This is a genomic window from Streptomyces sp. NPDC060232 (assembly GCF_042726555.1).
Taxonomy (GTDB): domain Bacteria; phylum Actinomycetota; class Actinomycetes; order Streptomycetales; family Streptomycetaceae; genus Streptomyces.
On record NZ_JBHXAG010000011.1, the window covers coordinates 62647 to 86306 of the forward strand.

Sequence of the window (23660 nt, forward strand, 5' to 3'; positions counted from 1 at the left end):
CCTGCCGGCGGCTGCTGATACGGGAGGACTCGGTCGAGGGCGGGCTGTGGACCACGGCGCATCGGCTCGCGAATGCGGCGCGCGACGCTCGGCCGGGAGTGCGCGGCGCGACCTGGGCGTCTAAGGCGCTCCACCGCCGCCGGGGCAGTGGCCGCGACAGTGGCGGGCCGAGCGGTCCGGGTGAGCGCCGCCCGGCACCGCCGTACGGCCGTCCGGGCCTCCGTACGCCTGCACGGTCCGCCCCACGCCCGTCCGGGCCGCCGGTCCTATTCGGCGCGGTGCGGCTTGTGCGGGGTGACCCGCATCCGCGCTTCGGCGGGCAGCCGGGTACGGCCGGTGGACCGGCGGGCGCGGGCCAGGGGGCCGTCGCACAGCGTGCGCAGGACGGGGCCGGGTTCGCTGTCCTGGGTCAGGGTCAGGTCGATTTGGGCCTTCGGACGGCGTGGCGGGCCGATCATGCGCGCCCGCGCGCCGGTGACGCCCGGTTGCCGGCCGGCATCGGCGGCCAGCGCGTCGCTGAGGGCGTGTTCGCGCAGTTCCACGCCGTCCACCGGGGGCTCCCCCAGTTCCATGTGACCGGGGTGCGTGCGGTGCAGTTGCGCCAGCAGCCACCACAGGGCGAGCAGGAACACGACGGCCAGGGCGGCGATGACGGCGGGCCACCACCAGGCCTCCTCCGTCCACCGCGTACGGTCGGCTTCCTCCAGCACCACGGCGTCGGGAGCGGTCCACGGCATGCCGTCGGGAGAGGAGAGCGACCAGCGGCGGTAGACGTCGAAGCCGCCCGCCAGCATCAGGACGCCTGAGCCGAGCATGACGATGCCCGCCAGGGCCAACAGGATCCGGTTGATCGCGGATTGCCTCATGAGATCGGTCCGTCCTGTCTCGTGTCGCGGGCGGGGTGGCGTCCGCGACGCCTCACTTGCGGCGGGAGCGGGTCCGCACGGAGAGCCCGGGCGGGTCGGCGAGGCCGAGCCGGTCGATCTGCTCCCGCAGGGTGCCCACCAGATCGGCCCGGACCTCGGCCGGGGAGCGGAAACGGACGTCGGCGCGCGCCGCGACGCGGTGGCGGCGCATGCGGACCTTCGCACCGCTGACGCCGGGGACGCGCAGGGCGGCGTCCCGTAGCAGCAGGACCGCCGCGTCGCGGTCGAGCACGGCCCGCACGCGCGCGTCGGGGGACTCCAGGGGGTACCGGTGGCGCAGTCCGGGCGTGAGCGCCAGCACGATCAGCCAGAGACCGAGCAGGGTGAGGGCGGCGGCGCCGACCTGCATCCAGACGTCGTCCAGCGGGCGCGCGGCCAGCTCGTAGGCGAGGCTCGTACGCCAGGCGGCGGCGTTGCCGCCCGCGCGGACCCTGCCGATGTCGAACAGGAGTGCTCCGGAGGCAGCTGCGACGACCAGGGCCGTCAGCGCGGCCGGGATCCGTCGTGCGGACCAGGGTCGGCGCGTCGGACCTACGCCCCGCGCGGGCGCATGGTCCTGGTCCGTGCTCACTCCGCCCTTGATTCCGGCCTTCGTTCCAGCCTTCGTTCCAGCCTTCATTCCGGCGCTCCTTCCGGCGCTCCTTCCGGGATCGGCCTCACCCCGGGTGGGCTCATTGCACGCGCCCGCCCTCCAGGCCGGCGCCACCGAAGGGAACCAGGTGCTCGATGGCCAGGGTGACCTCGGTGACCTTGATCCCGGTCAGTTGGCTCACGCGAGCGCTGACGTGCTGCTGCAGCCGACGCGAGGCGTCGGCGAGGTCGATGGGGTACGGAAGGTCCAGGGAGAGACCCAGGCGCGCCGTTCCGCCACCGACCGATACCCAGGCGCGTGGCGCGGCCAGTCGCGTGCGGGCCGGCGAGGTGTCCTCCCGTGCGGCCAGAGCCTCCCGTGCGGCGCGGACCGCGATGCGGGCCACCACCTTGTCCCGTACCACTGTGGCGCCGCGCTCGGCCGCCGGCAGTGTGGGCAGCGTCGGCGAGGCCGGACCAGCCGGCGGGCCGGGCGTGGCGGCGGCCGGTCGCGAGGTCACCGCGGTCCCCCGGAGCGCCTGAAGTCGGACGTCGCGAGGTCACCTTGGACCATGAGGCCGATCATCAGGCCCACGGCACCCAGGACGGCCACGAGCAGGAACGCCCAGAACCCTCCGAAGAATGCGGCGAAGCCGAGGGCCATGCCCGCGAGCAGGCCCACCTTTGCTGCGCTCATCTCACTCACCTGATTCCTCACGTCCACGTGTGTCGTGCGTGATACGTCGTAGGTCGTACGTCGTGACCGTTCGCAGCGCAGGCGCGGCGGGGTGGCGCGACGGGGTCACTGCACGCGGCCCTCGCCGACCTCCTCGTCCTCCTCGTCCGGCAGGTGGACGTCGTCGACGGTGATGTTCACCTCGACGACCTCAAGGCCGGTCATGCGCTCCACCGCCGTGATGACGTTGGTGCGGACGGCGCCGGCCAAGTCCACGATGGCCACGCCGTATTCGACGACCACGTCGAGGTCGATGGCGGACTGCCGTTCGCCCACCTCGACCTTCACCCCGCGGCTCACGCTGGGCCGGCCGCCCGGAACCATGTCCTTGACGGCCCCGAGCGTGCGGGCGACTCCGGCGCCGAGGCTGTGGATGCCCGGCACCTCCCGGGCGGCCATCCCCGCGATCTTCTCCACCACGCTGTCGGATATCGACGTCCGGCCTCGTGTCTCGGGCGGCTGCCCGGCGCCGCTGCGGCCCTTCAGGGTCCTGCCCGCCGAGCCCGCCTCGGGCTCGCTCCCGCCTGCGGCGGGGCTGATGGTGTCCGACATGAGGACCTCCCGAGGGTCGTACGGGTGCCGGTGTGGCGCCCTCGTCTGTTTTGACCCGCCTCGGAGGTATTCGTCACACTTGTCGCACGACCCGTTCCACCTACCCTTGAGGTGCGTACGCGACCGCGAGGACCGTCTTCGACGAAGGGGGCGGCGATGCGCAACCGGCCCGGGCCCCCAGCCCCGTACGGGGCAGAGTTCCTGCCTGCGCCGCAGCCGGCCACCGGCCCCGTCCCCAGGCGGTGCGGCCCCGGCGTCGCCCCTGGTCCCGACCCCCCTGACGGTCCCGACGGTCCCCACGACCTGAACGACCTGAACGACCTGAACGACGGCATGCTGGCCGTTCGGGCGTCCGAGGGCGACGACGACGCGTTCGCCGCCCTCGTCCGGCGGCACAGCCGTCGGCTGCTCGCCCTGGCCCAGCACCTTCTGGGCGACCGGGCGGACGCCGAGGACGCCGTGCAGGAGGCGTTCCTCAGCGCCTGGCGACGTCTGCCGGAATTCCACCACACGGCCTCCTTCGGCACCTGGATGTACCGCATCGTGACGAACCGCTGTCTGAACGTCCTGCGCCGGCATCCTCGCCCCCTGCCCCTGGACACCCTCCCCGAGCCCGCCGCCGCGGACGCCGGCAGCTCACCGCCACGGGTCTGCGAGGGGGACGCCGCGACCGCCGCCCTGAAGCGCGCCCTGCTGGAACTCGCCCCGGACCTGCGCGCGTGCTGGGTCCTGCGGGAGCTGCACGAACTGCACTACGAGGAGATCGCCCACGTCCTGGGGACCAGCGAACAGACAGTGCGCGGAAGGCTCTTCCGCGCGCGACGCGCACTGACGGAGGCGATGCGCCCATGGCGCTAGACGACCCGCACCGGTCCTCGGGCGACCGTCCCGGGCCCGTGGACCCCACGAAGGGACCGGCCCCGGCCGTCCACGAGGCCGAGCTGCAGGCCGGCGCCGAGCCCCTGCCCTGCGGGCGCCCCGTCGGCCGTGCCTGGGAGCAGGCGCGCAGGCCCGCCGGCGCCGCTGTGGACCCGCATACCAGCACGTGCACGTGGTGCCGGCAGGCTGTCGAAGGGCTGACGGCCCTGGACCGGGCCGCCCGTGCTCTGCGCACCGAGGAACCGCCCGACGGACGTACTCTCGTGCGGCGGGTCGTCGACATCGTCCGTGCCGAGACCCGACTGGGTGCCATGCTGCTGCTGGACGACCCTGACCAGGACCTGCGCATCGCCGAGAGCGCTGCGGCGAAGACTCTGCGCCGGGCCGTCGACACCGTTCCAGGGGCCCGTGCCATCAGCTGCCGCCTCATGCTCGTCCAGGGGAGCCGGGCCGTGCACACCGTCGCCCTCACCATCGCGGCCGCACTCGACCAGCCGCTGCCGGAGCGTGCGGAGGAGGTACGCCGAGCCGTCCTGCACGCGGCCCACCGCGGCTTGGGCCTGCGCGTCACCGCGGTCGACCTGACGGTCAACGCCGTGCTGGAACCTCCCCGCGCCACGGTCGGCGAGCGATCGACGGGTGGCGGACGATGACCACCGCCGTCCGCGAGGACGTCCACCGGGCAGCCGCCCGCGCGGCCCTTGAGGTCCCCGGGGTGGCGGGTTTCCAGCCCACCCTCGGTGACCTTCTCTCCCGCGTCGCCTCCCGGACGAGGCACGCGCCGGCGGGCGAGGCAGCCGCCGGGCATCCCGTAGCCGGCATCCGCTGCCGGCACACCCCGGAAGACGGCTGGCAGGTGGAAGTGCGGTGCGTCCTGCACTCCGACCGGCGCGTGGTCGACATCGCCCGAGAGGTACGCGAGCGGGTACGGGCGGCGGTGACGGCCCGTCTCGCGCAGCACGGCAACCCCGGTCCGGTCACCGTCCTGATAGCGGTCACCCGCACCGGCCCTCTGCGACGTTCCGCCGGCGGTTCGCCCCAGCCGTCCGCCTGATGTACGCCACCCGGAGTGACACGGGTGCCTTGGCGCAGGGGTGCGCCGGCCGGGAAGCCTGGGACTGTTAGAGAGGCCGTGCGGTCTGCGCGATGCCGGAGGCCGGCCCACGGGCTCTGCCCGCACGAGGAACGAGGGGCGCAATGCGCGACATGTCCACGCACGGCCGACACCGCCACCGCGACACCCCGCTGCGGGGAAGGGTCGCGGTCGTGACCGGGGCCGCACGCGGCATCGGGGCGGCACTGGCACGGAACCTGTCCGGGGCGGGGATGTCCGTGGCGCTGCTGGGCCGCGAGGAGGCGTCCCTGCGCGCGACCGCAAAGACCCTGCCGAACAGGAGTGTCTGCGTCGAGGCCGACGTCACCGACAACGCGGCGCTGCAAGCCGCCGCCCGGCACGTGGAAGAGGCGCTGGGACCGGCCAGCGTGGTCGCGGCCAATGCCGGGATCGCCGTCGGCGGGCCCTTCGACCGTACTGCGGCCGACCTGTGGCAGCGGGTCATCGACGTCAACCTCACCGGCTCCGCCAACACCGCCAGGGCCTTCCTGCCCCAGCTGACCCGCACGCGTGGCTACTTCCTCCAGGTGGCGTCCACCGCCGCGCTGGGCTCCTCCCCCATGATGAGCGCCTACTGCGCCTCCAAGGCCGGCGTAGAGTCCTTCGCCCTGGCCTTGCGCAGCGAGGTGGAGCCCGACGGTGTCGGCGTCGGCATCGCCTACGTCCACTGGACCGGCACCGACATGATCAGCGGCCTCGACGAGCTCCCCGTACTGCGGGCCCTGCGCCGCCACCAGCCCCGGTTCGCCCGCCGGGTCCGCACTCCCGAGCAGGTCGCCGACTGGCTCGCGGAGGGGATCACGCGCCGCTCCCACTCCGTCTACGCGCCGCCCTGGCTGCGCTGGTGCCAGCCACTGCGGCCGCTCTTCCCGCCGATCGTCGCCCACATCGCCCGACGCGAGCTGCGTACCGCCGCGCGCGGCGAGCTGACGGCCCACGCCACCGTCCTGGGCGCCGGAGGCCTCGCCGACTGGCGCGCCTACTGCCCGCCCGGGGACTCTTGAGCCGATGCAGGCGGGCAGGCGTACGCCCACCCGGTGGGCCTCCCCCGTGCGGCCAGGACCGGGAAGTTTGGCCGTAGGGGTTACGGGCACGCGCGAACCGACGGCCGCTGCCCGCCCCCTCTGCCACCCCTGGAGGCCCGAGCCATGACGTCCTTCGGATACTTCCTCTCCAGCGAGGAATTCACCCCTGCCCAGCTCCTGGACCAGGCCCGCAAGGCCGCCGACGCGGGCTTCACCCGCCTGGCGATCTCCGACCACTTCCACCCGTGGAACGACGCGCAGGGCAACAGCCCACTGGTCTGGTCGATGATCGGTGCCCTGTCGCAGACCGTGGACCTGCCCGTGACCACCCTGGTCACCTGCCCCACCATGCGCCTGCACCCGGCGGTGACCGCCCAGGCGGCCGCCACCTCCAGCCGGCTGCTGGACGGCAGGTTCGCTCTGGGTGTGGGAACCGGCGAAGCGCTGAACGAGCACATCCTCGGGGACCGGTGGCCCTCGTTCGACGAGCGCGCCGACATGCTGGAGGAAGCGGTCGAAGTGATGCGCGCCCTCTTCACCGGCCGCCAGGTCAGCCACCGCGGCACGCACTACACGGTGGACAACGCCCGCCTCTACACCGCGCCGCACGGGCGGCTGCCGGTACACGTCTCCGGCTTCGGGCCGAAGGCGGCGGAGCTCGCCGGCCGTATCGGCGACGGCTTCGTCACCATGGGCCCCGACGAGGAGGCCATCGGCCGGTTCCGGGACGCGGGCGGCGGCGGGAAGCCGGTGATCGGCGGCCTGAAGGTGTGCTGGGGCGAGGACCGGGACAAGGCGGTCGACACCGCGCACCGGCTGTGGCCCAACGAGCACCTCCCCGGCGAACTGGCCCAGCTCCTCCCCACCCCCGCCCACTTCGAGCAGGCGAGCCGGCTCGTCACCCGTGAGGAGGTGTCCGCCGCCGTGCCCTGTGGCGACGACGTCGAGGAGCACCTGGAAGCCGTCCGCGGCTACGTCGACGCGGGCTTCGACGAGGTGTACGTCGGGCAGATCGGACCGGAACAGGATGCCTTCTTCGCCGCCGCCCGCGACAAACTCCTGCCCGCCCTCGGCAGCTAGGGTCTGTATCGAGTTGCCCCGTGGAGCAAGGAGCGGCGTTCGGTGCGTGCCCTCGGCGTGCCGGCCGGGAGCGCTCGTACTGGAGGTCGCGGCAAGGCGGAGGGCTGCGGCTCGTACGGGACGTACGGGCGTGGTCCGACAACGCGGCGAGGCGCCGCGCCGGGCGCCATCACCCGGTGACCTGCGCGGCCACGCCACTAGACGGTGCCGGGGTCGGCCTCCAGCTCCGACTTCAGTTTGCGCAGGGTCGCCCGGATGTTCTTCCGCTGGAACTCGGCGAAGGTGTGGCCCCTCGTCGCGATCCTGTCGAACAGGTTGGCCACCGGGTCGGGCCAGCCGCGCCGGTCGTCGGTCCATGTCTCCGTCACCTCGGTGCCCCCGGGCACGGCGGCGAAACGGTACTCCCAGGTGGCGATCGGGCCGCGCAGCCACGGGCGGCGCAGGCCTATGGCGTGGACCCTGAACCGGAAGACCTCGTCCGGGTCGGCGGCCGTCACCGTGCAGCGGGTCGTCCAGCGGAACGGGCCGCGCTTGTTGTGGCCGTCGAAGACCATCCCGACGCGCGTGGCGGTGCCGGGGCCCTCGGCGGGGGTCGCGCCGAGGTTCTCCGGGCTCCAACGGCCCATGAGGGCCGGGTCGGAGACGTGCCGGTAGACCGTCGACGGGTCCGCCTCGACGATGACGGAGTCGCGGACGCTGAACGTACGGGGCATGTGGCTCCCTCCTCGGGGCACGACGGTAGCGGTCGCCGTCCCGCCCGGAAGCGGCGCCCCCGCCGCGCCTCCCCGGCCCCGGTCAGGTCCGTTCCAGCATGCGGCGCCGCAGGGTGTCGTAGACGGGTTCGCTCCCCAGTCGGTCCGCGGTCACGGCTGCGGCGAAGCAGGCGGCCAGCAAGGGCAGCAGGAGCTCGCCGGCGCCCGTCATCTCGGTCACCAGGACGATGCCGGTGAGCGGTGCCCGCACCACGCCGGTGAACACGGCGGCCATCCCCACCACTGCGAACGCGGCCGGACCCGCCGCGCCGGGCGGGAGCAGGGGGGAGACAAGGGCATGGGTGAGGGTCCCCCACAGGGCGCCGAGGGCCAGCAGCGGGGCGAACAGCCCACCGGGAGTGGCGGCCGCGTAGCTGAGCGGGCCGGCCACGAACCGTACGGCGAGGCAGAGCGTCAGCGCCGCCGCCGTCAGGCCTCCGCCCGCCAGCAGGCGCTCGCTCAGCTGGTCGCCGCCGCCCGTGAGGAGCGGATCGAAGGCCATCAGCGCGCCGACCAGGGCTCCGATGACGGCCGCCCGGGTCACGAGCGGCACCCGGGGCAGCCGGTCGCACACCTCCAGCGTCCCCACGACCAGCGTGCTGTACGCGGCGCCCAGCGCTCCGGCGGTCACCCCGCACAGCAGGAAGACCGGCAGCATCCACAGCGGCGGGGCGGTGACGGCCGCCGCGGGAAGGACGAGCCCGTCTCCCACGATGGGCTGGGAGGCGGCGACGGCCGTGAGGGTGCCGACGAGGGTCAGCAGCACCAGGCGGGGCCGCACCGTGCCGGTGACCTCCTCGCATACGAACACCAGCCCGCCCAGCGGGGCGGTGAACGCCACCGCCAGGCCGGCCCCGCCGAGCGCGGTGTGCAGCATGCGGGCGTCCTCGGCGTCCAGCCGTCCGCGCCGGCCCGCGCCGGAGCCGATCGCGGCGCCCATGTGGACGATGGGGCCCTCCCTGCCCAGGACCAGGCCCGAGCCGATCGCGAGGAGTCCGCCCACGAACTTCACCGGCAGCAGCAGGGCCGAACCGGCCTCTGACTCCTGCCGCCACACCGCTTCCACGTGCTGGATCCCGCTGCCCGCGGCGTGCGGGACCCGCCGGGCGATCGCACAGGCCGCCGCCGCGCCCGCCGCGGTGAGGACGACGGGAATCAGGCGGCCCGCCCATCCCAGTCCGGCGGTGGCGTCCAGCAGCGCCGCGCGCAGCAGGTCGGCGTGCTCCAGGCACCAGCGGAAGCCGCCGCCGACCAGCCCGACCACACAGCCCGCGAGCGCCGCGACCACGAAGGCGCGGCCGCCGCCTCTCCCCCGGCCTCCGACCGTCATGGGCTAGTGCCGGGGCAGGTGGGTCTTGGCGCCCGGCTCCTCCTTGAGCGCGGCGACTCCCGCGGTGAGGTCGCCGGCGAGCTGTTCGCAGTCGCGCCGGGTGGAGTCGAGGGGGCTGTCCGACACCACGGTCCTGCGGGCGTCTCCCCGCACCTTGGCGAACGGCGCCTCCTCCCCGCCTGCCGCCTCCCCGCCTGCCGCCTCCCGCTCCGGCCGGGCGCCCGCGAAGCTGCCGCGGCTCCTGCGCCCGAGCAGCAGGGTGTCGGCCCGGCCGAGGGCGGCGTCGACGGCGGCGCCCGTCTCCTCGTCGAAGCAGGGCAAGTGCCCCTGGTCGGGTGCCTCGACGACATCGTCGAGCGAGAGGAACAGCCGCGCTTCGATCTTCCTCATGGCGGTCTCCGGGAGCTGGTGGTCGGTCCGTCCGCGTACGGGCCCATCCAAGGGCACGCGGTGGCCGGTACCCGGGGCATTCACCCGCACGGCGGCTGCGTCGCCCCCGGCGCCGTCTCGGCACCGTGTTCGCAGAAGGTGCAACCCGATCGGGTGCTTCCCCGGAAGGGGAGATGAGGCACCGTCATTGCCATGGACGGTCTTCATCGGCCGAAGCACCTGTCAAGACCCGAGGACTCGCATTGAGAAACGCACCCCGCTGGGCACGCTGGATCGTTCCGCTCGCCCTGCTGCTCGTATGGCTCGGCATCGGCGGGACGCTCGGACCGTACGCGGGAAAGCTGGGCGAGGTCGCGACGAACGACCAGGCGGCGTTCCTGCCGCGCAGCGCCGAGTCGACGAAGGTCATTGAAGCCCGCAAGGCGTTCGAGGGGGCTCAGTCCGTCCCGGCGATCGTGGTGTGGACTGCGGACGGTGCCAGGGTGACGGCCGCGCAGCAGGAGGCCGCGGCCCGGGCCGTCGCAGGCCTCGCCGGCCGGCCCGGGATCACCGGTCCGCCCTCGCCGGCGGTCGTCTCCGCCGACGGGCTGGCCGTCCAGGCGGTCGTCCCGCTCGCACCCGACCTGGGCGAGGAACTTCCGGCCGTCCTGGACGAGGTGCGGCAGGCGGCGCAGCGGGTGCCGGGCACCTCGGTGGGGATCGCCGGCCCGGCGGCCACCCAGGCGGACCTGTCGGACGCGTTCGCGGGGATCGACGGGCTGCTGGTGGGCGTGGCCCTCGGAGCGGTGCTGTTGATCCTGCTGCTGGTCTACCGCAGCGTGCTGCTGCCGCTGGTGATCATCATCAGTGCGGTGTTCGCCCTGGGCCTGGCCTGCGCGGTGGTGTACGCGCTGGCCGACCGGGGCCTCGTCCGCGTGGACGGCCAGGTCCAGGGGATCCTGTCGATCCTCGTGATCGGTGCCTCGACCGACTACGCCCTGCTCGTCGCGGCGCGCTTCCGCGAGGAGCTCGCCGCACGGGGCGACCGGGCGGACGCGGCGCTGGCCGCCGTGCGCCGGTCGGCGGGTGCGGTCACCGCCAGCGCGGCGACCGTGGCGCTGGGGCTGCTGGCCCTGCTGGCGAGCGACCTGACGAACAACCGGGCTCTCGGGCCGGTCGGTGCGATCGGGATCGTGTGCGCGGTGCTGAGCTCGCTGACCTTCCTGCCGGCGGTTCTGTTCCTGCTGGGCCGCACCGCGTACTGGCCCGCCGTGCCCGGGCCGGCCGACGCCGCGGGCGAGGGGCACGGCGTGTGGCGCCGTATCGCCGCGCTGATCGACCGGTCGCCGCGGCGCGTGTGGGTGTCCACCTCCGTGCTGCTCGTGGTGCTGGCGGGTTTCTCCCCCGCGCTGTCGTCCAAGGGTGTGCCGCTGGACGAGATCTTCGTCAACGACGCTCCTTCGGTCGGCGCCCAGCAGACCCTCGCCCGGCACTTCCCCGGCGGCTCGGGCAATCCTGCCGTCGTCATCGCCAACGCCGACCGGACCGCCCAGGTACGGGCGGCCGCCGAGGGCACGGACGGTGTGGCCGCGGTCGTACCCGTCACCGCCGGCGGCGGCCCGCCGGGCGGCCCGGGCGCTCCGCTCGTGGTGGACGGCCGGGTGCGGTTGGACGCCACGCTGGAGGCGGCTGCCGACAGCGACGCCGCGAAGCGGACGGTCGAGCGGCTGCGCGAGCGGGTGCACGCGGTGCCGGGGGCCGACGCGCTCGTCGGGGGTTACACGGCCCAGCAGTTCGACACCCAGCAGACCTCGGCACGCGATCGCACCGTGATCGTCCCGATCGTTCTCGGCATCATCCTGCTGATCCTGATCGCGCTCCTGCGGTCGGTGCTCGTGCCCGTCCTGCTGGTGGCGACGGTCGCGTTGAACTTCCTCGCGACGCTCGGCGTGTCCGCGCTCGTCTTCGGGAACCTGCTGGGCTTCAGCGGCACGGATGCCTCCGTGCCGCTCTACGGATTCGTGTTCCTGGTCGCCCTCGGCGTCGACTACAACATCTTCCTGATGTCCCGGGTGCGTGAGGAGACCGTCCGATCGGGCACCCGCGAGGGTGTGTTGCGGGGGCTCGTCACCACGGGCGGGGTCATCACCTCCGCGGGCGTCGTCCTCGCCGCGACCTTCGCCGCCCTGATGGTGATCCCGCTGGCCTTCCTCGTCCAGATCGCCTTCATCGTCGCGTTCGGCGTCCTCCTGGACACCCTCGTCGTCCGTTCCCTGCTGGTACCGGCCCTCATCGTCGACATCGGCCCGCGCGCCTGGTGGCCCAGCGCGCTGTCCCGACCGGGCGGGGATCCGGTCCGGTGATCATCGGGCCGGCCGGGCCTTCGCGGGGCGTCCGCCCGGCCGCCGTACAGCAGGACCGCGGCGTCCGCCCGCCGCGACAGCCGGTGGCCGCCAGGCGGGGATCAGGGCCGGCCCGGACCCCTCGCGGGCCGGCTCCCCGCCGCGTTCGCCGGTGGGCTCAGGTGCCGGGTTCACCGGCTCACCTGTTGCGCTCCGGGTCGTCGCGGCGGGGCGGCAGAGGCAGGAACCCGCTCGTGCGGGCGGCGTACTCGGCGTAGCCGGGGCGGTCCGCCATGTGCTTCTCCAGCAGGCGTTTGCCGCTGCCGGCGGTCAGCAGCGCCGTCATGACGACCGGGGAGACCAGGCTCAGCAACGCCGACGGCAGGCTGGTGCAGGCCAGCAGGTACAGGCCCCACCAGACGAGGCTGTCGCCGAAGTAGTTGGGATGGCGGGTCCAGGCCCACAGGCCGCGGTCCATGATGCGGCCCCGGTTGGCCGGGTCCTCCTTGAACCGGGCCAGCTGGTGGTCGCCCACGGCCTCGAAGCCGAGTCCCGCGGCCCACACGGCCAGCCCGAGCACTCCGAGGACTCCCACGGGGGCGGCCGCGTACGAGGCGGCCTGGACGGGCAGGGAGATCAGCCAGACCAGCGCGGCCTGGAGGAGGTAGACGGTGCGCAGGGCATACCAGGTCCGGTTTCCCCGTGCCTTGTCGAGCAGTGCGGTGTAGCGCGGGTCCTCCCCGTGGCCGCGGGAGCGCCATGCGAGGTGCGCGGACAGTCTCAGCCCCCACACGACGGTCGCGGCGGCGACCAGCAGCCGTCTCTCGGGGTCTCCGTGTCCGGCGGACAGCAGGTAGGTGGCGACGGCCACGCCGCTGAAGGCGATGCCCCAGGCGATGTCGACGACGCGGTGCAGGCGAAGGCGTGTGCCGACGGCGAACGCGGCGAGCAGTACGGCCGTCGCGACGGCCGCGCCGACCGCGAGGCCGGTGCCGAGGGCGCCCCAGGCGGTGCCGTTCACGACCGCGCCGCCGTCTGGGGCTTCTCGGCGAGGACGATCTGGCGGACGTCCAGGTAGCGGGAGCGGAATCCGGCTTCCGAGTAGGCGAGGTAGAACTCCCACAGCCGCTGGAAGACGGTGTCGAAACCGAGGTCGGTGACGGTCTGTCGGCTCTCGGTGAACCGTTCCCGCCACAGGCGCAGGGTCTGCGCGTAGTGCTCGGCGAATCCCTCGTCGGACAGGGTGCGGAGGCCGGCCGCCGCGGCGTGGTCGGTGATGGCGCGGCGGGAGGGGATCACGCCGCCGGGGAAGACGTACTTGCTGATCCAGGTGTGGGTGGCGGCGGTGTTGCGCATCTGCCGGTGTCCCATGGTGATCGTCTGGAGGGCGGCGCGGCCTCCGGGGCGGAGCGCGCCGCGCAGGGCGGCGAAGTAGGAGGGCCAGTACTCGGCGCCGACGGCCTCGATCATCTCGACGCTGACGACGGCGTCGTAGCGGCCTTCGGCGTCCCGGTAGTCGCGCAGCTGGACGTCGACGCGGTCGGTGAGCCCGGCGGCGTGGATCCGGGCGCGGGCGAGTTCGGCCTGTTCGGTGGAGAGGGTGAGGGTGGTGACGCGTGCGCCGCGGGCGGCGGCACGCAGCGCGAGCTCTCCCCAACCGGTCCCGATCTCCAGCAGGTCGGTGCCGTCCCTGACGTGTGCGAGGTCCAGGAGGCGGTCGATCTTGCGGTGTTGGGCGGCGGGGAGGTCCTCGGGCCGGGCGGGGAAGGCGGTGAAGAGGGCGGAGGAATAGGTGAGGGTCGGATCGAGGAAGGACGCGAACAGGTCGTTGGACAGGTCGTAGTGGCGGTGGATGTTCTCGCGCGCGCCACTGCGGGTGTTGCGGTCGCGGCGGGGGCGGGCCGACACCCACAGCGGACGCAGTCCCCGCAGCGGGGCCGGGACGAGGTCGTCGACGTGTCTGGCGAGGACGGTCAGCAGGCCGGTCAGGTCGTCGCTGTCCCACTCGCCGGCCATGTAGGACTCACCGAAGCCGATCAGGCCGTCGCGTCCGATGCGCAGGAAGAAGGCGTCCGGGTCGTGGATGGTGATGCCGGGGCGGCGGGTGGCGGCGGGACCGCGGGTGGGTCCGCCGTTGACGTCCAGAGGGAGCCTGCTCAGGGCCCGGCCCACCAGGTGTGCGGCAACGGCGGCCCGAGCGGGCGGCAGCCTGGCCACGTCCGGCCGGCGTGCGGCGGGTGCCTGCCGGGGTATCGCGGCGGTGCGGTCGGACGTCCGGGGCTGGTGGTCGGGCGTGGCGGCCGGGCGGGTCACGGGACCATTCCCTTCTGCGGGGTGTGCCGGGGGCGGGGCTGTACGGGCAGGCCGCGCAGGAGCAGGCGGATGCCGTGGAGGTGGATCCCCGCCCAGACGGCGGCGGTCGACCAGGGCCGGCGGGCGGCGGCCCGCAGGAGGGCGCGGGCCGTGGCGGGGCGGGCGCGTCCTCGCACGGTGGCGGTGAACGGCCGGCCGGCCTCGGTGTCGAGGTGCACGGTCAGGTGGAGGCGTTCCTCGGGGAGCGGCAGGCGCATCCGGTAGTGGCCCTCGACCGGGAAGAAAGGGGAGACATAGAACCGCTTCTCCGCCCTCGCCCGGCCGCCGGCGTCGGGGTGCAGCAGGTAACAGTGCCGCTGCCCGTACGTGTTGTGGACCTCCGCGACGACGCACACCAGGGCCCCGGAGGCGTCGTGGCACCAGTAGACGCTGAGCGGGTTGAAGACGAAGCCGAGGACGCGGGCGTGAGCAAGCATCATCACGCGCCCGCCCGCGATGTCGATGTCGCGGGAAGCGAGGAACTCCTCCAGACCGGCGCGGATCGTGGGCGCCCGGCCGGCGAAGTGGTCACGCGGGTCGAACCGGGCGAGCGGGCGCAGCGGGCGGGGCAGGGCCGGCAGCCGGTCGAGGTCCACGCACCACAGGTAGGTGCGGTGCCGGACGTCGTGACGCAGGGGGGCGGTACGGGTGTGGACGACCAGGCACTCGTACAGCGCGGCGGCGGGCGCCGCTTCCCCGGTCACCAGCGCACCCCCAGGGCGCGGGCGGCTGCCACGCCGGAGCGGCAGCCGTCCTCGTGGAAGCCCCAGCCGTGCCACGCTCCTGCGTACGCGGTCACGCCGGTGTTCAGGCGCGGCAGTTCCTTCTGCGCGGCGACCGCGGCGGGCGTGTAGACGGGATGTTCGTAGAGCATGCGGCGCACCACCCGGCCGGGGTCGATGCGGTCGTCGGCGCCGAGGGTCACCACGTAGTCGGCGCCGTCGGGCAGGTTCTGCAGGCGCCTCATGTCGTAGCTGAGGCGGACGGCTTCGGCGGAGGGGTCGCAGGCCGGCAGGTGGTAGTTCCAGCAGGCCCGGGCGCGGGGTGAGCGGGGCAGGAGGCTCGTGTCGGTGTGCAGGACCGTGGGGTTGGGCGCGTACGTGAAGGCGCCCAGGAGCCGGCGTTCGTCCGGGGTCGGGTCGGCGAGCAGGCGGAGGGCCTGGTCGGGATGGGTGGCGATCACGACGGCGTCGTAGCCGTCGGTGGCGCCGTTCTCGGTGGATATCCAGGCGCCGGAGCCACGGGCGGCCCGGTGGACGGCTTGCACGGGACTGGAGGTACGGACGCGGTGCACGCTCTTGGCCACGGCCTCGACGTAGGCGGCGGACCCGCCGGTGACGGTCCTCCACTGCGGGGAGCCCGTGACCGACAGGAGGCCGTGGTGCTGGAGGAAGGCGAAGAGGTGGGCGGCCGGGTAGGACAGCGCGGTGCGTGCGGGGCACGACCACACCGCGGAGACCAGCGGAAGGGCGAAATGGCTGACGAAGTACGGGGAGAAGCGGCCTACGCGGAGGAAGTCGCCCAGGGTGACGTGGTGGGAGGGCGGGTCGGCGAGCAGCAGGCGGGCCTTGCGGTGGAAGACGGGCACCTGAGCCAGCAGGCGCAGGTAGCGGCCGCGCAGCGCCGCCCGGCCGGTGAGCAGGCCGGCCGGGCCGCGGGCGCCCGCGTACTCCAGGCCGCAGCCGTCGCACCGCACCGACATGCTCATCTCGGCGTCCTGGGTGGTGATCCCCAGCTCGCGGAAGAGCCGTATCAGGGTCGGATAGGTGCGCTCGTTGTGCACGATGAAGCCCGAGTCCACACCCATGGGCCGCCCGTCGGGGCCGGGGAGCTCATGGGTGTGGGCGTGGCCGCCGAGGCGGCCGTCGGCCTCGTAGAGGGTGACCTCGTACGAGCGCGCCAGGACGTGGGCGGCCGTCAGGCCCGCGACCCCGGCGCCGATCACCGCTGCTTTCCGGTGTTCCACCTCAGCACTCCCGCCACTCAACGCGCCGCGGGGTGCGGTCGCTCACCCGTACTTCGCAGCGGAGGGGCGGGGGGATTGGTGGAGATCGCTGGGGCGGATCGGCCGGGTACGCGCCGGGGCGGGGACGGGGCGTCGTCAGGGGTGGGGTGAGGCGATCGTCAGGCAGGTCATCAGGTGGGCAGGGTCCTCAGGTGGGCAGGGTCATCAGGAGCAGGGGGGCGGAGGTGGGGCGGCGGGAACCTCCGGCCGGTTCGACGGTGAGTCCGAGGGCGCCGGCGTCGGCGGTGTCCCCGTCGACGAGGACCGTGCCGTCCTGGCGGATGAACCCGGCCGGGCGCATGGTGCCGTCGTGGTCGAGCCAGAGCTGGTAGGTCGTGCCGGGGGCGGGCGCGGGCAGTCCGGCAGCGGTGAAGACGGCCCTGTTCTGCCGCTGGGAGGCGACGACGGTGGTGGCCGCTCCGTTGCTGGCCCGGCCGTGGACCGTACGGGCGTCGGGCGCGGCCAGGACGGTGCTGACCTCGTCGAGACGCTGCTCGGCCTGGGTGGCCCGCTGCCGGTACTGCTCGCTCCGCTGGTTCTGCCAGGCGGCCAGGCCGGCGAACGACGCAGCCGCGACCACGCTGGCGGCCAGCGCGAGGGGGACGGCGCGGCGCCGCAGCAGGCTGCCGATCGTCGCGGTCGGCGCGGTGTCGGGGACGCGCGGGGGCAGTTGGCGTACGCCGTCGACGGCGGCCATGACGTGGTACTTCATCGCGGTCGGCGGATACTCCGCGGCGGCGTCCGCCAGGCGCGCGGCGGTGGCCTCGAACTCGGCCACCTCCTCGCGGCACGCCTGGCAGGGCGGCAGGTGGTCGGTGAACGCCTTCCGCTCGGCGGGGTCGAGGGCGTTGAGGGCGTAGGCGGCGGCGAGGGTGTGGATGTCGGTGTGGTGTTGCTTCATGTGGTCACCCCCATGCAGTCGCGGAGCCGGATCAGCCCGTCGCGCATGCGTGTCTTGATGGTCGGCAGCGGCGTGCGAAGGGCTTCGGCGACCTCACGGTAGGTCAGGCCACGGTAGTAGGCCAGGGTCACGGCCTGGCGCTGGAGTTCGGTCAGGCCGCGCATGCAGCGGCGTACCTGCTCGCTCTCCAGGCGGGTCTCGACCTGCTCGGAGACCTCGTCGAACGCCGTCTGGTGCTCGCGCGCCGCCTGGGCCTGTTCCCGGTCGGCGGACGCCTGGGCGGAGCGGACCCGGTCCACGGCCCGCCGGTGGGCGATGGTCGCCGCCCACGCGCTGACGCTGCCGTGATCGGGCCGGTAGCGGGCGGCCTGCCGCCACAGGTCGATCATGACTTCCTGTGCCACCTCCTCCGACTGGGCCCGGTCGCGTACGACTCTGACCACGATCCCGAAGACCATGGGCGCGAGCGCGTCGTAGAGGGTGGAGAAGGCGTGCTTGTCCCCGTGCGCGACCTCGTCCATGACCTCGCAGAGGTCGCTGCGTCCGGCGTGACTCGCACGGCCGGTGCGGCCTGGACCGAACGGGAGTGACTGGTTCACGGGGCGGGCTCCGGCTGCGGCGACAAGGCGAAGGGGCAGCCGGTGCAGGCCTGCCGGGGGCGGGGTGTCCGTCGCATGGTGGTCCTTGTCCTTGTCCTGGTACGTGGAGCCTGGCCGTGAGGGGTGTCAGAGGGTTCTTCGTAGCGCAAGTGCGGGCGGATGGCCGGACTTTTGACAAACGGAGCAGATGGGCGTGCCGGCAGAGCCTCTGGGTAAGGGGGATCGCGCCGGGTGGATCGGCGGGGGGTCCGGGACCCTGGCTCCGGAACCCCCGCCGGGCCCGGGGCGGCGCTACCACTTGTCGTGGCAGTTCCAGTGCCCGGGCACCCAATGGCTCACCGAGTGGCCGGGCACCCAGTGCTGCTTCCAGTAGCCCTTGCTCCACCAGCCGTCGTGCCACTTGCCGTGGTGGTCCCGGTAGTCGGGGTGCCAACTGCCGGGGTGCCACGTGGCTTTCCAGTGGCCCTTGACCCACTTGCCGGTGACCCAGTGGCCCTTGACCCAGCTGCACCGATCGTGGTGGTCACGGCGGTCGTGGCGGTTGTCCCGGTTGTCCCGGTTGCGGTCACGGTCGTGATCACGGTCGCTGGTGCTGGTGCTGGTGCCGGCGAGCATCGAGTTCGCCGTCGCCGGCGCCGCCGCCGGGGCGGCGCTCGCCGTACTGGACAGACCCAGCAGCGAGCCGCCTGCCAGCAGCCCGGCGGATGCGACTGCGACGACGCCGCGCTTGATGTGCATCGAAGCGGTCATCGGGCTCACCTCCTCCCTTTCGTCCATCAGGTTCATCAGGTTCATCAAGCATTCGGCTTTGTCTGCTCCTTCACCGTCTGGAGCGTCACCACAGATTCGCGACGAACGGAGTGAAGGATTGCCAAGAGTTTCAAACCGCCACATCTCTCCCTTCGGAGTGCGTGCTGTGAACCCTGTCGACGCTGCCCGGACCGTGTTGCGCTCGCCGCCGGGTTCAGGACCCGGTCCAGGAATGACGGCGGCCTCGGCTGCGGCATCCAGGGGGCTACCTGAGCAGCGGCTCCTCCTCCCGGCTCCTCGAACCGTCGGATCGGCCCGACTGCCCGTGCGTGCCGCCCTCGACAGGGCCGTCCTGGACCCGGTCATTCCCGGGCGCAGAGCCATCCCGTCCAGGTTCACGGCCCTGGTCCCAGCCGCCGGTTCCCTTGCCGGGCGCCTTGCCCGTACCCTCGCCTGCGCCCTGGGCGGGACCGCTGCCGGGCTCCTTGCCCGAGCCGCCACCGGACTCCTGACCGGGGGCTCTGCCCGTACCCTGGCCGGGCGCCTTGCCGGTCTCCTGGCCGGGCGCCTTGCCCGAGTCCTGGCCGGTTGCGTTGCCCGGCTCCTTGCCCGACCCGTTGCCCGGTTCCTTGCCCGAGCCCTTGCCGGGCGCGCCTCCGGGCTCCTGCGGCACCGTCCCGGGTGCCTGGCCCGACCCTTGGCCGCCGGAGCCCGGCTCCTGCCGTCCCGGAGTCTTCTCAGAGGTCTTGCCCTGGCCCGTGCCCGATCCCTGACCCGGCACCCGACCGTTGCCCTTGCCGGACTCCTGACCTGGCGCCTTGCCCGGACCCTTGTCCGGCGCCCCACCAGGTGCCTGGTCCGACCCGTGGCCGGTGCCCGGCTCATGGCCCGGTGCCTTGCCCGGGCCCGTTCCTGACTCCTGTCCAGGCCCCTTGCCGTTCGCGGGATCGCTGCCAGGCTTCTCACCCTGGTCCGTGTGCGGCTCGTCCGCCGACTCCTTCGCGGCCGTCTCGTCCGGCGCCCTGCCAGGGTCATTCCCCCGGCCCGTCCCCGTCCCTGACTCCCGCCCCGGCGCCTTCCCCGGCGGCTCCGCAGGCTCCTTGCCCGACGCTCCGCCGGATTCCTTGCCCTGGCCGGTGCCCGGCGCCTTCGCCGGAGCCTCGTCCGGCACCTTCCCGGGGTCCTGGCCATGGTCCGGGCGCCGTTCGTGCGGAGCGTTGTCCGGCGCCTTGCCAGGCCGCTTCGGGGCGTCCTTCTGCGGCGTCTTCTCCTTGTCCCCGTGACGGTCCCCGCCGGACTCCGGCGCCGGGTCGGGGTTTCGGCCAGGCGCGACTCCCGGGGCCGGGTCGGGGGCCCCCTCCGGGGTCGTCGCCGGCTTCGCCGGCTGCGTGTCAGCGCCCCCAGGACTCGTCCGGACCGATCCCTGGTGGGCCGGGGGCAGGGCCGGGTACGGCGAGCCGGCGGGCTGGCTCGGCGGCGGCTCGACCTCGCGGTCGGGCCGACCCCGTACGGCGCCGCTCGGGCGCTCGTACCAGGTCTTGCGGTCCGGGTCGAAGACCGTGACGGCCTTCACCGGCTTCGCGGCGGGCCTGACCGCCACCAGCTCGGCGGACCGGAACGAGGACCACTCCGTACCGCTGATCCTGGCCTTGCCCTGGACCGCGACCGGCGGCGTCAGAGGGTTGCCACAGGCACACCGGACTCGCGGGACGCCCTGGCCGTCGACCAGTACCGAGGTACCGGCCTGGAGGATCGCCTGATAGCCCGTGGGTGCGTTGTTCTTGTACCCGTGGTTGGTCACCCGGGTGTCCCAGCCCAGCCGGACCGGCGTGAGCGATCGCAGATAGGTGGGGATCCCGGCCTGCCGGACGCCCAGCGTGGCGGCGAAGGCCCCCTTCTTGTCCGCGTGCTCCGTGAGGAACGTGATCTGCTTCTCCACGTCACAGCTCGCGATGTTGCGGGTGCCCCCGTACAGGCCCGGGTGTCCGCCGTCGACTTCGAGGGTGCGCGCGCCGCTCGCAGCGCCCTGTACCGTCCCGGCTGTCCCGGCCGTCCCGGGCGCGGCAGCGGCCCGCTCCGGCGCCACGGCCGTGGACGGGGTGAACGGATCGGGCCCGGCAGCCGCGGCGGCCTCCAGGAAGACCTCGCCGCCGGCCGCGCTGTTGCCGCCGAACACGGCGAAGCTGACGACCGCCGCCGAGACCACGACGACTGCCGTGCTCGCACTCACCAGGGTCCTGCGCGACCGCCGGCGACGCTTCGGCAGCCCTTCCCCGTCATCGCCGGCGGGGGACGCGGGAGGCCCCGTCGGGTGGGACGGAGGCGGCGGAGGAGGCGGCACCGGCGGCGGAGCCTCAGGTGGGGGCGCGGGCTGCGGCTGCGCACCCCGGCCCGACAGCGGGCCGGGCGGGGGGCCCGTGGGGTGCTCGGACGAAGAGGGCATGGGACTCACGACACTCGCCCCCTGACACAGGGCACCGGGACAACGATGGTGACTCGCATGCTCGCTCCTTCTGGCCGTCAACGCCTCCACATCCCGGAGGGGGAATCTCGAAACCGGTGCCGCGAAGCAGAAGTCGGCGAAAGGACGACCCCGGGCGGGGCCGTCTGATCACCTGCGGCATCGATGGGGCCACGTACTGGGTGTGAGCCCGTCTCTCGAGTAAGCCCCCCGCCCCTGTGCCGCGTCATGTCGCGACCTTTCGGGACTTGACAGAACCAGCTGGGACCCCTGACGCGTGGAGCGGATGGAGCAGGGCCGGTCGTACGTCCACGCGCGGTGAACGCGGCGACGCAGGGGATCACCACCGGGTCCTTCGGGTCGCCACGATCCACCTGCCGCGCCGGGTCCCGGCCGTGATCCACGGCTCCTGGATCCCCGACACCGCCGCCTGATCCCGGACCCGGCCGGGCCACCGGGTGAGCCGCGTCTCACCTGTGCGCCGCCGCTTGTCCATGCAACGAGTTGCATAGCAGGATCAGCGGCATGGCGCTCGAACACGCGATCCTCGTCTCCCTGCTGGAGAAGCCGGGCTCCGGCTATGAGCTGGCCCGCCGGTTCGACCGGTCGATCGGCTACTTCTGGACCGCCACGCACCAGCAGATCTACCGCGTGCTCAAGCGCATGGAGAGCGACGGGCTGCTCGCCGTCCGTACGATTGCGCAGCAGGGCCGGCCGGACAAGAAGGAGTATTCGGCCGCTGGTCCCGGCCGGGTCGCGCTCGCGCAGTGGCTGCACGAGCCGATCGAGCCGGAGAGCCTGCGGCACGACCTCGCCGTGAAGATCCGCGGGGCGGCCTTCGACGACCCAGCGTCCCTGATCCGCGAGGTGGAGCGGCACCAGCAGGCCCACCGGGACCGGCTCACGCGCTATCTCGCCGGGGAACTGCGTGACTTCACCGGGCCCGACGCCCCGGCACCGCTCGACGCCGGCCAGGAACTCCAGCACGTCGTGCTGCGCGGGGGGATCGCGCAGGAGCGGATGACGATCGCCTGGCTCGACGACGTCCTGGCCACCCTCCGCCGGCTCGGCCGGAGCGCGCCGCCCGCGCCGCCGACCTCGTAGCCCGCGAGCACCCTCGTCTCCTGCCCTCTCCCTCCGCGCATCCGCGCTAACCCCGACTCCGACCCCTCGGAAGGTGATCCGCCATGTCCGACCCTCTGCTGTTCCACCCGCACACCTACGACCCGGCGCACTTCGACCCGGAGACCCGCAGGCTGCTGCGCGCGACCGTCGACTGGTTCGAGGCCCGCGGCAAGCGGCGGATCATCGAGGACTACCGCACCCGTGCCTGGCTGGCCGACTTCCTCGCCTTCTCCGCCAAGGAAGGGCTCTTCGCGACGTTCCTGACCCCGGCGGCCGCCGCCGGAGAGGGCGAGCCGGACAAGCGCTGGGACACCGCGCGGATCGCCGCCCTCAACGAGATCTTCGGCTTCTACGGTCTCGACTACTGGTACGCCTGGCAGGTCACCGTCCTCGGCCTCGGCCCGGTCTGGCAGAGCGACAACGCCGCCGCCCGCGAGCGCGCCGCGCAACTGCTGTCGGAGGGCGAGGTGTTCGCCTTCGGCCTGTCCGAGAAGTCCCACGGCGCCGACATCTACTCCACCGACATGCTGCTGGAGCCGGACGGCGACGGCGGCTTCCGCGCCAGCGGATCCAAGTACTACATCGGCAACGGCAACGCTGCCGGGCTCGTCTCCGTCTTCGGCCGCCGCACCGACATCGAAGGCCCGGACGGCTATGTCTTCTTCGCCGCCGACAGCCGCCACCCGGCGTACCGGCTCGTGAAGAACGTCGTCGACTCCTCCAAGTACGTCAGCGAGTTCCGCCTGGAGGACTACCCGGTGGCCGCCGAGGACGTCCTGCACACCGGGCGCGCCGCCTTCGACGCCGCGCTGAACACCGTCAACGTCGGCAAGTTCAACCTCTGCACCGCCTCGATCGGCATCTGCGAGCACGCGATGTACGAGGCCGTCACGCACGCGCACAACCGGATCCTCTACGGCCGGCCCGTCACCGCCTTCCCGCACGTGCGCCGCGAGCTGGCCGACGCCTACGTCCGCCTCGTCGGGATGAAGCTGTTCAGCGACCGCGCCGTCGACTACTTCCGCTCCGCCGGACCCGACGACCGCCGTTACCTTCTCTTCAACCCGATGACCAAGATGAAGGTCACGACGGAGGGCGAGAAGGTCATCGACCTGATGTGGGACGTGATCGCCGCCAAGGGTTTCGAGAAGGACAACTACTTCGCCCAGGCGGCCGTCGAGATCCGCGGACTGCCGAAGCTGGAGGGCACGGTCCACGTCAACCTCGCGCTGATCCTCAAGTTCATGCGCAACCACCTGCTGGACCCGGCCGAGTACGCGCCCGTGCCGACGCGCCTCGACGCGGCCGACGACGACTTCCTGTTCCGGCAAGGACCGGCCCGTGGGCTGGGCTCCGTACGCTTCCACGACTGGCGACCGGCCTACGACGCCTACGCCGCCGTGCCGAACGTCGCGCGCTTGCGCGAACAGGCCGACGCCCTCGCCGAGTTCGCGGCGACCATCGCGCCCGACGAGGCGCAGGGACGCGACCTCGACTTCCTCCTCTCCGTGGGGCAGCTGTTCGCCCTGGTCGTCCACGGACAGCTGATCCTGGAGCAGGCCCGCCTGACGGACCTGGACGAGTCCGTGCTGGACGAGCTGTTCTCGGTGCTCGTGCGCGACTTCTCCCAGCACGCCGTGGAGCTGCACGGCAAGGACTCCAGCACGCCGGAGCAGCAGGCCTGGGCGCTGGCCGCCGTCCGCCGCCCGGTCATCGACGAGGCCCGCTCGGCTCGCGTCTGGTCCCGCGTCGAGGCCCTGTCCGGCTCCTACGAGATGGCGCAGTAGGAGCG

At 73.3% G+C, this 23660-nt stretch carries 24 protein-coding genes; 8 read left to right on the forward strand and 16 right to left on the reverse strand.

All coding sequences use genetic code 11. The features are described 5' to 3' along the window. Positions 1–266: 266 nt before the first annotated feature. The 5 genes from ACFWFZ_RS17820 to ACFWFZ_RS17840 form a co-directional block, all read right to left on the reverse strand. Positions 267–866 carry an alkaline shock response membrane anchor protein AmaP gene (locus ACFWFZ_RS17820; RefSeq protein WP_387123312.1) on the reverse strand — a complete coding sequence of 200 codons (600 nt, stop codon included), beginning with the start codon at positions 864–866 and terminating at the stop codon, positions 267–269. A 52-nt stretch (positions 867–918) separates the two neighbouring features. After that, complete coding sequence (locus ACFWFZ_RS17825; protein WP_387123314.1) at positions 919–1545, reverse strand: DUF6286 domain-containing protein; 627 nt, start codon at positions 1543–1545, stop codon at positions 919–921. A gap of 52 nt (positions 1546–1597) precedes the next feature. Continuing rightward, on the reverse strand, positions 1598–2017 hold the full coding sequence (locus ACFWFZ_RS17830) for an Asp23/Gls24 family envelope stress response protein (RefSeq protein ID WP_387123316.1): 420 nt from the start codon (positions 2015–2017) through the stop codon (positions 1598–1600). Continuing rightward, a complete protein-coding gene (locus ACFWFZ_RS17835; RefSeq protein WP_387123318.1) occupies positions 2014–2193 on the reverse strand; it encodes a hypothetical protein in 180 nt (59 codons plus the stop codon). Before ACFWFZ_RS17835 ends, ACFWFZ_RS17830 begins: the two co-directional genes overlap by 4 nt. Positions 2194–2298: 105 nt before the next feature. After that, positions 2299–2784 (reverse strand): Asp23/Gls24 family envelope stress response protein, encoded by a 486-nt coding sequence (locus ACFWFZ_RS17840; RefSeq protein ID WP_387123320.1) that lies wholly within the window; start codon positions 2782–2784, stop codon positions 2299–2301. Between the two features lie 156 nt (positions 2785–2940). Here ACFWFZ_RS17840 and ACFWFZ_RS17845 point away from each other — a divergent pair, with 156 nt between their 5' ends. The 5 genes from ACFWFZ_RS17845 (at position 2941) to ACFWFZ_RS17865 (ending at position 6882) form a co-directional block, all read left to right on the forward strand. Beyond that, positions 2941–3642 carry an RNA polymerase sigma factor gene (locus ACFWFZ_RS17845; RefSeq protein WP_387123322.1) on the forward strand — a complete coding sequence of 234 codons (702 nt, stop codon included), beginning with the start codon at positions 2941–2943 and terminating at the stop codon, positions 3640–3642. A 38-nt stretch (positions 3643–3680) separates the two neighbouring features. Next, entirely contained in the window at positions 3681–4316 is a 636-nt protein-coding gene (locus ACFWFZ_RS17850) for a hypothetical protein (protein ID WP_387123324.1), read from the forward strand. Beyond that, positions 4313–4717: a hypothetical protein gene (locus tag ACFWFZ_RS17855; RefSeq protein WP_387123326.1), complete on the forward strand. Its 405-nt coding sequence runs from the start codon at positions 4313–4315 to the stop codon at positions 4715–4717. Before ACFWFZ_RS17850 ends, ACFWFZ_RS17855 begins: the two co-directional genes overlap by 4 nt. A 143-nt stretch (positions 4718–4860) precedes the next feature. Continuing rightward, a complete protein-coding gene (locus tag ACFWFZ_RS17860; RefSeq protein WP_387123327.1) occupies positions 4861–5781 on the forward strand; it encodes an SDR family oxidoreductase in 921 nt (306 codons plus the stop codon). Positions 5782–5925: 144 nt separating this feature from the next. Then, positions 5926–6882 carry a TIGR03557 family F420-dependent LLM class oxidoreductase gene (locus ACFWFZ_RS17865; RefSeq protein WP_387123329.1) on the forward strand — a complete coding sequence of 319 codons (957 nt, stop codon included), beginning with the start codon at positions 5926–5928 and terminating at the stop codon, positions 6880–6882. 197 nt (positions 6883–7079) lie between these two features. Here ACFWFZ_RS17865 and ACFWFZ_RS17870 read toward each other — a convergent pair whose 3' ends face one another. The 3 genes from ACFWFZ_RS17870 to ACFWFZ_RS17880 all read right to left on the reverse strand — a co-directional run bounded on the left by ACFWFZ_RS17870 (position 7080) and on the right by ACFWFZ_RS17880 (position 9354). Beyond that, complete coding sequence (locus ACFWFZ_RS17870; protein ID WP_387123331.1) at positions 7080–7595, reverse strand: SRPBCC family protein; 516 nt, start codon at positions 7593–7595, stop codon at positions 7080–7082. Positions 7596–7677: 82 nt separating this feature from the next. Continuing rightward, a complete protein-coding gene (locus tag ACFWFZ_RS17875; RefSeq protein ID WP_387123333.1) occupies positions 7678–8964 on the reverse strand; it encodes a ClC family H(+)/Cl(-) exchange transporter in 1287 nt (428 codons plus the stop codon). Between the two features lie 3 nt (positions 8965–8967). Then, positions 8968–9354 (reverse strand): hypothetical protein, encoded by a 387-nt coding sequence (locus ACFWFZ_RS17880; RefSeq protein ID WP_387123337.1) that lies wholly within the window; start codon positions 9352–9354, stop codon positions 8968–8970. 242 nt (positions 9355–9596) lie between these two features. Between ACFWFZ_RS17880 and ACFWFZ_RS17885 the strand changes: the two genes are divergently transcribed. Continuing rightward, entirely contained in the window at positions 9597–11696 is a 2100-nt protein-coding gene (locus ACFWFZ_RS17885) for an MMPL family transporter (protein WP_387123339.1), read from the forward strand. A gap of 178 nt (positions 11697–11874) precedes the next feature. Here the strand turns inward: ACFWFZ_RS17885 and ACFWFZ_RS17890 are convergent, their stop codons facing one another. From ACFWFZ_RS17890 to ACFWFZ_RS17925, 8 genes are all read right to left on the reverse strand, one after another. Next, the gene (locus tag ACFWFZ_RS17890) at positions 11875–12696 is read right to left on the reverse strand and encodes a DUF1295 domain-containing protein (RefSeq protein ID WP_387123341.1); all 822 of its coding nucleotides are present in this window, start codon (positions 12694–12696) and stop codon (positions 11875–11877) included. Beyond that, positions 12693–13988, reverse strand: a complete 1296-nt coding sequence (locus ACFWFZ_RS17895) for a class I SAM-dependent methyltransferase (protein WP_387123343.1) — start codon at positions 13986–13988, stop codon at positions 12693–12695. Before ACFWFZ_RS17895 ends, ACFWFZ_RS17890 begins: the two co-directional genes overlap by 4 nt. Further along, entirely contained in the window at positions 13985–14734 is a 750-nt protein-coding gene (locus tag ACFWFZ_RS17900; protein ID WP_387123595.1) for a DUF1365 domain-containing protein, read from the reverse strand. The genes ACFWFZ_RS17895 and ACFWFZ_RS17900 overlap by 4 nt, the downstream gene beginning before the upstream one ends. After that, positions 14728–15993: an NAD(P)/FAD-dependent oxidoreductase gene (locus ACFWFZ_RS17905; RefSeq protein WP_387123345.1), complete on the reverse strand. Its 1266-nt coding sequence runs from the start codon at positions 15991–15993 to the stop codon at positions 14728–14730. The genes ACFWFZ_RS17900 and ACFWFZ_RS17905 overlap by 7 nt, the downstream gene beginning before the upstream one ends. 187 nt (positions 15994–16180) lie before the next feature. After that, a complete protein-coding gene (locus ACFWFZ_RS17910; RefSeq protein WP_387123347.1) occupies positions 16181–16933 on the reverse strand; it encodes an anti-sigma factor in 753 nt (250 codons plus the stop codon). After that, complete coding sequence (gene sigK / locus ACFWFZ_RS17915) at positions 16930–17532, reverse strand: ECF RNA polymerase sigma factor SigK (protein WP_387123349.1); 603 nt, start codon at positions 17530–17532, stop codon at positions 16930–16932. The genes ACFWFZ_RS17910 and sigK overlap by 4 nt, the downstream gene beginning before the upstream one ends. Positions 17533–17823: 291 nt before the next feature. Beyond that, complete coding sequence (locus ACFWFZ_RS17920) at positions 17824–18282, reverse strand: hypothetical protein (protein WP_387123350.1); 459 nt, start codon at positions 18280–18282, stop codon at positions 17824–17826. A 265-nt stretch (positions 18283–18547) separates the two neighbouring features. Next, positions 18548–20512: a DUF6777 domain-containing protein gene (locus tag ACFWFZ_RS17925; protein WP_387123352.1), complete on the reverse strand. Its 1965-nt coding sequence runs from the start codon at positions 20510–20512 to the stop codon at positions 18548–18550. A 756-nt stretch (positions 20513–21268) separates the two neighbouring features. On the opposite strand from ACFWFZ_RS17925, the gene ACFWFZ_RS17930 reads away from it, so the two are divergent. After that, positions 21269–21847: a PadR family transcriptional regulator gene (locus tag ACFWFZ_RS17930; protein WP_387123354.1), complete on the forward strand. Its 579-nt coding sequence runs from the start codon at positions 21269–21271 to the stop codon at positions 21845–21847. An 83-nt stretch (positions 21848–21930) separates the two neighbouring features. Continuing rightward, positions 21931–23655: an acyl-CoA dehydrogenase family protein gene (locus ACFWFZ_RS17935; protein ID WP_387123356.1), complete on the forward strand. Its 1725-nt coding sequence runs from the start codon at positions 21931–21933 to the stop codon at positions 23653–23655. The last annotated feature ends 5 nt before the right edge of the window (positions 23656–23660 follow it).